At 43.9% G+C, this 6,962-nt stretch carries 6 protein-coding genes and 2 pseudogenes; 2 read left to right on the top strand and 6 right to left on the bottom strand.

Annotated features, from left to right (window positions below; genetic code table 11):
* From ABUA34_RS13525 to clpX, 3 genes and pseudogenes are all read right to left on the bottom strand, one after another.
* Positions 1-195 (bottom strand): annotated as a pseudogene (locus tag ABUA34_RS13525) (DUF885 domain-containing protein); the annotation flags it as partial.
* A 97-nt stretch (positions 196-292) separates the two neighbouring features.
* Positions 293-859, bottom strand: a complete 567-nt coding sequence (locus ABUA34_RS13520; protein ID WP_015533897.1) for a manganese efflux pump MntP — start codon at positions 857-859, stop codon at positions 293-295.
* Positions 860-1,135: 276 nt separating this feature from the next.
* Positions 1,136-2,623, bottom strand: a complete 1,488-nt coding sequence (clpX, locus tag ABUA34_RS13515) for an ATP-dependent Clp protease ATP-binding subunit ClpX (RefSeq protein ID WP_055146913.1) — start codon at positions 2,621-2,623, stop codon at positions 1,136-1,138.
* 303 nt (positions 2,624-2,926) lie between these two features.
* Here clpX and ABUA34_RS13510 point away from each other — a divergent pair, with 303 nt between their 5' ends.
* Positions 2,927-3,265 carry a P-II family nitrogen regulator gene (locus tag ABUA34_RS13510; protein WP_022215921.1) on the top strand — a complete coding sequence of 113 codons (339 nt, stop codon included), beginning with the start codon at positions 2,927-2,929 and terminating at the stop codon, positions 3,263-3,265.
* A gap of 71 nt (positions 3,266-3,336) precedes the next feature.
* Here ABUA34_RS13510 and ABUA34_RS13505 read toward each other — a convergent pair whose 3' ends face one another.
* A complete protein-coding gene (locus tag ABUA34_RS13505; protein WP_022215920.1) occupies positions 3,337-4,095 on the bottom strand; it encodes a helix-turn-helix transcriptional regulator in 759 nt (252 codons plus the stop codon).
* 311 nt (positions 4,096-4,406) lie between these two features.
* On the opposite strand from ABUA34_RS13505, the pseudogene ABUA34_RS13500 reads away from it, so the two are divergent.
* Positions 4,407-5,663 (top strand): annotated as a pseudogene (locus ABUA34_RS13500) (ammonium transporter); the annotation flags it as partial.
* 312 nt (positions 5,664-5,975) lie between these two features.
* On the opposite strand, the gene ABUA34_RS13495 reads toward ABUA34_RS13500, so the two are convergent.
* Together ABUA34_RS13495 and ABUA34_RS13490 are read right to left on the bottom strand one after the other, a co-directional pair.
* Positions 5,976-6,428: a DUF6465 family protein gene (locus ABUA34_RS13495; RefSeq protein ID WP_022215918.1), complete on the bottom strand. Its 453-nt coding sequence runs from the start codon at positions 6,426-6,428 to the stop codon at positions 5,976-5,978.
* A gap of 230 nt (positions 6,429-6,658) precedes the next feature.
* Positions 6,659-6,962, bottom strand: a 304-nt coding sequence (locus tag ABUA34_RS13490; protein ID WP_502880274.1) for a glutamate ligase domain-containing protein, incomplete at its 5' end; no start/stop codon positions are given.

Raw genomic sequence — 6,962 nt, 5'->3', positions numbered from 1 at the left:
GTCCACATACTCATCGTGCAGATATTCCTCGAACTCCTTCTGCACCTTTGTGTAGTCGTCCGCATTATCCTTTATTGTTCCTGTGATAGTCTTCTCATCAAACATATGAGAAGTACATGCAGTCATCGACATGGCCATGGCTCCGACAACAGCAGCCACGACAAATCTTCTCATATTCTTTTTGAATCTGGTCATACATCTACTCCTTACTTAATATATTGTCCCTTCACATAACCTATCTACACATTGTATGCCATAAACCATACTATTGTCCATTTATTTTATGTTAAGGTTACAATATACCTAGTCCGTCCAGAACAACCTTTACTCCTATGAGTATAAGTATGATACCTCCGGCAAGCTCAGCCTTTGACTTGTACTTTGTTCCGAATATACTTCCGATCTTCACTCCGACCGCTGAACATATGAATGTGATACATCCTATGAATAATACCGCAAGTATGATATACAGAGTGGACAGCTTGAGGAATGCAAATGACACTCCAACCGCCAGTGCGTCTATGCTGGTTGCAACCGCCAGAAGGAACATGACCTTAAAGCTCATATCTGCATCTACTTCCTCTTCCTCGCCAAACGACTCCTTGATCATGCTTCCGCCGATGAACAGGAGGAGCACAAATGCGATCCAGTGTGACCATTTGCTTACCAGATCTGCAAAAAAGCTTCCGAGGACATATCCTACCGTCGGCATAAGTGCCTGAAATCCTCCAAACCACGCACCTGCGATAAGCATGTGCTTCACCTTGATGTTGCGCAGGGACAACCCCTTACAGATAGACACGGCAAATGCATCCATTGAAAGACCAACTGCCAACAGGAATAACTCTGCAATACTCATAATTTTTCTCCTTGATATAGATTTGACGGATGCAGTCACAGACACATATAAAAAGAGACCTCCCGGGCAGCTAAAAGCTGTCCAGAAAGTCTCATCATCTACAGTAATACCAGATTCACGCCATCATCGACCGATGGCTGCCAATCATTATGTTGATATCACAACGCAAGCTCTGCGCTGACTACTCCCTTAATGAACGGTGATATTCTAGCATATTGATAAAATATTATCAAGTAGCATTTCCCTGTTATCGCATTATTGTCATTACAGATCTGTTCAGTCCTGCTTATCGATCTGAGTTGCGCTTGCCTCCTCAAGTGCCGGTGTTCCGCGCAGTTCTATGATAGGGCTTCCCTTGCCCTTTATATAATCACCTGTGATTGTCACCCTTCCTATGGTGTCATCCCTTGGGATCTGGTACATGATATCCAGCATGAATTTCTCTATGATGGCACGTAGAGCTCTGGCTCCTGTCTTCCTCTTGATTGCCTCCTCGGCTATCGCCTCGTATGCCGAATCGTCAAATCTCAGATCCACCTCATCCAGTGCAAGGAGCTTCTTGTACTGTTTAAGGATCGCATTCTTCGGTTCCTTAAGTATGCTCACATACATTTCCTTGTCCAACGCATCAAGTGTAAAGAGCACCGGAAGTCTTCCAAGGAACTCAGGAATCATGCCAAACTCGCGGAGATCCTCGGTTGTAACCTGTCTCAGCAGATTCGGATCATCGTCATACTTGTCCTTGAGCTCAGCCTTAAAGCCCATTGACGCCTGCCTGCTTATTCTCTGCTTTATAATCTCCTCTATATCAGGGAATGCTCCACCACATATAAAGAGGATGTTTCTTGTATTGATGGTCGTCATGGGAACCATAGCATTCTTGCTGCCCGATCCCACAGGTACCTCAACATCAGCACCCTCAAGCAGCTTCAACAGTCCCTGCTGTACGGATTCGCCGCTCACATCCCTGCTGTTGCTGTTCTGCTTCTTGGCGATCTTGTCTATCTCATCTATGAACACGATTCCTCTCTCTGCCTTCTCCACATCATTGTCGGCGGCGGCGAGAAGCTTTGACAGAACACTCTCAACATCATCGCCTATATAACCGGCCTCTGTAAGAGTTGTCGCATCAGTTATTGCGAGAGGCACCTTGAGAAGTCTTGCTATGGTCTTGACTATATATGTCTTACCACAGCCTGTAGGTCCCACCATCAGCATGTTGGACTTCTCTATCTCTATATCATCCATGGTATCTGTGAGAACCCTCTTATAATGATTGTATACAGCCACGGATATAACCTTCTTGGCATATTCCTGTCCCACAACATACTCGTCCAGCATAGCCTTGATCTTATGAGGAGCCGGAATTGTCTTAAGCGTGAGTTCTTCCTCCTGCTTCTTTTCCTTTGGCGCCTTCTTCTTGACTTTCTGTGACTTTGGCACGTCATTCTGTGCCTTGAACTTGGACATATCTATATTGCCAAATGGCATATTTGTCAGATCTATGAACTGCATATTGCCAAGCCCCGGCATGTTGCCAAACCCGGAATTGTTGAAGCTGTCAAATGATCTCTGCATGCAGTCTGCACATATATTTATATCTCCAGGCATATGTATCAGCTTGCCGGCCACGCTCTCCGGTCTCCTGCACAGGTAGCAGTATTTCTCGTAGTCGTCATCATTGTCCTTATCATCCGATGCATGTCCATCGGTATCCACCGTATCCGGTGTCTTCTTATCTATATCATCATAATTCTCTGCCATATCTCATTTTCCTTTCCTGATTATACATATAGTCTCAGTCAGAAACATAATAACACACATATACCACATTTACCAACACCTGCAAATATGAAATTACTGTAAATTAACCGCTGGCACGCAGCGCCGCCCCGCTTCTGTCCTTAATATTATTAAGTCATTTGTCTGTTTTTTGTATTATTTTACCGCTGGCATCTTTCGAATCGTTTTAAAATTTCGGCATTTGCGAAGTGCTATGGAATTGGATTTTTCGCTATGCTATAATCATAAAAAATAAATCCAACGGGTAAAAGGAGGACTGTAATTATGAAGAAACTTGAAATCGTAGTTCGTTCAGAAAAGCTTGATGATGTAAAGTCAATACTTGATGAGTGTGAATCAACAGGTGCCATGGTATCAAACATCATGGGTTACGGTAATCAGAAGGGATATAAGACAACTTACAGAGGAAGCGAATATGTTGTAAACCTTATTCCAAAGGTAAAGATCGAGGCCATAGCAGCAGACGATGTTGCGGACAAGATCATTTTCAAGGTTTGCGAGAGAATATCCACAGGTAAGATCGGTGATGGTAAGATCTTCGTATATGATGTGGCAGATGTCGTTCGTATCCGTACAGGCGAGCGTGGAGAGACAGCGCTCTAATAAGCACAGGTATCCAGTATCATTCCTTTTTCTAAATTGGCAGGCAGTGGCATTTGTCCACTGCCTGTTTTTTATCGTTCAGCTCTGTCTCCCAGTATCTTCAGCAGACTCCCCGGGGTCATCCCTGTATACCACTTAAACTCTCTCTGGAAATGCGCCTGGTCAGAATATCCCATGTCATCCATATAATCCGTGACATGTCCGCCCGGATGCTCCAGCATTTTTCTCACAGTCTCCCTGATCCTCACGATGCGGGCAAACCTCTTGGGGCTGACCCCCAGCTCCTCCACAAATCTCCTATGCACATGTCTAACGGTGCATCCCATCTGCTCAGCAAGCTCTAATATGCTTATCTTCCCTTTTGCCGCATATATGACATCCGCCTGTTTCACGATGTCCGAATCAGCCATGCCATTCCTCTGCCACAACGATCCGCATTTCTCTATATGCTCCGTGATCTCCTCTGTCGCACTCTCTATCGGATCTTCTGCACCATTTCCTGTAAATGCATGATCAGCCGTCAGCAGTTTTTCAAGCAGACGCATATCTTGGGTATCCAGAGTCTCCCTGCCAAATCCAAGATCCTGCTCCACAGATATGAAGCTGCAGCTCTCCTCAATGCAAACAGCCGCCTCCAGTTCACCCGGATACACCCTTTTGATGTGTCCATCCATACATATCACACATATCCCAGCATTCTCCTGTGGCACTATTCTCAGCCCACCCAAGCTGTAACCAGCTCTCACATACACAGACTTCTCATTCTTTTCTATTAAATTAGTATGTACTTCACTGCAAAAATTAACATTCAATAAAATCTGACTATCCATACGCCATCTCCGCATAACTTTATTTATCTTTACCGTATCTTTGCTTTATTATATTAAGTCCGCGCAAAATATAATAAGGTTTATCGTTCCACGTCCGATTTTTTCAATATTTTACCATATCTCAATACTATACTCAACCCAAGTTAGTAATTGAGGTGTGGCACTGAGATACTTATTATCAGTCATATCTCAGTGACGTACGATCAGATATAATGTGCACAAAGATGTGTTTTGTCAGGAGCATACCTGGCGGGACGCATCTTTTTTTATTATCTGATCACTTCCACAACTACAATGTATTAAAAGGAGGAATGATTATGGAAGACGTAAGCACAATTGTATTTGGAGTATGGTTCCTTGTCGGAGCCGCACTGGTATTCTGGATGCAGGCCGGATTTGCAATGGTTGAGGCCGGTTTCACAAGAGCCAAGAATGCCGGAAACATTATAATGAAGAATCTCATGGATTTCTGTCTCGGTACAGTTTCATTCATGATCCTCGGTTCATCACTTCTGCTCGGCAGCAGTGACTGGGCACTCGGAGGTTTCATCGGAAAACCATCATGGGATTTGTTCCTTCACTTTGAAAACTATGACTGGTCAAGCTTCGTATTCAACCTTGTGTTCTGTGCAACAGCAGCAACCATCGTGTCAGGAGCTATGGCAGAGAGAACAAAGTTCTCTGCATATTGTGTATACTCAGCTATCATCTCACTGCTGATATATCCTATTGAGGCTCACTGGATCTGGAATCCAGGTGGCTGGCTTGTAAAACTTGGCTTCCATGATTTTGCCGGTTCATGTGCCATCCATATGGTAGGTGGAATCTCAGCACTGATTGGTGCCGCATTACTTGGACCTCGTATCGGAAAGTTCAATAAGGATGAGAATGGCAAAGTAGTAAAGGTTCACACCTTCCCAGGTCATAACCTTCCACTCGGCGCACTCGGTGTATTCATCCTGTGGTTCGGCTGGTACGGATTCAATGGTGCAGCCGCAACATCTGTTGAGCAGTTAGGTTCTATCTTCCTCACTACTACTATCGCACCTGCACTTGCAACAGTTTCATGTATGATATTTACATGGCTCAAATATGGCAAGCCTGATGTGTCAATGTGTCTCAACGCTTCACTCGCTGGTCTCGTTGCCATCACAGCTCCTTGTGATACAGTCGATGCTTTCGGCTCAGCTATCATCGGTATCGTTGCCGGACTTCTCGTAGTATTCGGAGTATGGCTCTGTGACCACGCATTACATGTTGACGATCCTGTCGGTGCCGTAGCCGTACATGGTGTAAATGGTATCTGGGGAACAATCGCTGTAGGTCTCTTCTCCACAACAACTGTTCCTGGAAATGATACATTAAACGGTCTGTTCTACGGCGGTGGCATTCATCCACTTCTCATCCAGTTACTTGGATTTGCAGCAGTTGCAGCATGGACAGCAGTTACGATCACCATCGTATTCCTGATCATCAAGAAGACTATGGGACTTAGAGTATCTGAGGAGGAAGAGATCAAGGGACTTGATCCTACAGAGCATGGTCTTCCTACAGCATACGCAGATTTCCTGACAACAAAGTAATTCATAATATATAGTATTATCTGCAAGCAAAAAGCCTGTGGTATGAATCAAAGTTCATATCACAGGCTTTTTAATATATTCACATCCACATGCCATGTATAAGCAGTATATGCGGATTCTTCCTGTCTCCATACTCGTGTATTGTCATCTCTTACCCCCTGTAAAAGCATTAGTTAGATTGTCCTAACCTATGACATATTATCACAGAAAGGCACTTATATACAACACAATATTGCACAAAGAAAAAAGATCCCAGTCATTACGACCGGGATCCGTCTTAAAACAAACATCTATAGATTAAAGACTGTAAGAACCTGATTCTCCATCAGCTGTATAATATACCATGCCTGTTTCTGGCTGGTAGTATACGTTCAATTCCTTAACTGTCTTATTGCCAATAACTTCCTTCACCTTAGCAACGATTGCTGCCATCTTGATCTGACCGCCAGCGAACTCAACAAATACATTCTCTGTTGTCTTAGCTGGAGCTGCCTTCTTTGCTGTAGCCTTCTTTGCAGGTGCTGCTGCCTTTGTCTCTTCCTTCTTAGCTGGTGCTGTTTTCTTTGCAGGTGCTGCCTTTGGCTCTTCCTTAACTGGAGCTGCCTTCTTTGCAGGTGCTGCCTTTGTCTCTGTAGCTGCTGTCTTCTTTGCAGCTTCCTCTTTCTTAACTGCCTCAACCTTAGCAAGTGCTGCTGCAGGTGTTGCCTTTGTTACCTTCTTTGTCTCATCTGCCTTCTTTGCTGTAGCCATGATTCTTTCCTCCCAAATAAAAAGTATCTATGTAATCTTATGTATTTATTTTCAAGCTAGGTTGATATTACTCCATTTTTTATATTTTTTCAATATAACCAAATTCTTTTCTCCCTTTTGTATCGTTTTGGGAATTGATTTACAATAAATGGCAACACTTTACACAAAAAGGCGGTCACAGATCGTTGTAAATCCGTGACCGCTTTTGTCATTTTGTACAAATACACACACTAATTCGTGAGAATATTAACCACTTCACTCAATTTCATTCCGTTTGATCCCTTCAAAAGCACTATATCCTCAGGCTTCATGAGCGCCATAAGGTATATCGCGATCTCCTCCGTGTCAGTGAATGACACAGTCTTGGCATACTTCGTATCACAGGCATCCAGAGCTTCCTTGATCTTCTGGGCATGCTCTCCGATGACTATGACCTCATCTATCTTCTTATCTCTGAGATACTCTCCAACTTCATAGTGGTACTCATCGCTCTTCTCTCCGAGCTCAAGCATATCGCCGAGCACGATATACTTC

The sequence above is a fragment of the Coprococcus sp. RTP21428st1_C9_RTP21428_210409 genome, from assembly GCF_040227395.1.
GTDB classification, from domain to species: Bacteria; Bacillota; Clostridia; order Lachnospirales; family Lachnospiraceae; genus Coprococcus; species Coprococcus aceti.
The sequence above is the reverse complement of the archived record's forward strand: the minus strand, read 5'-3'. Positions and strand labels throughout refer to the sequence as shown.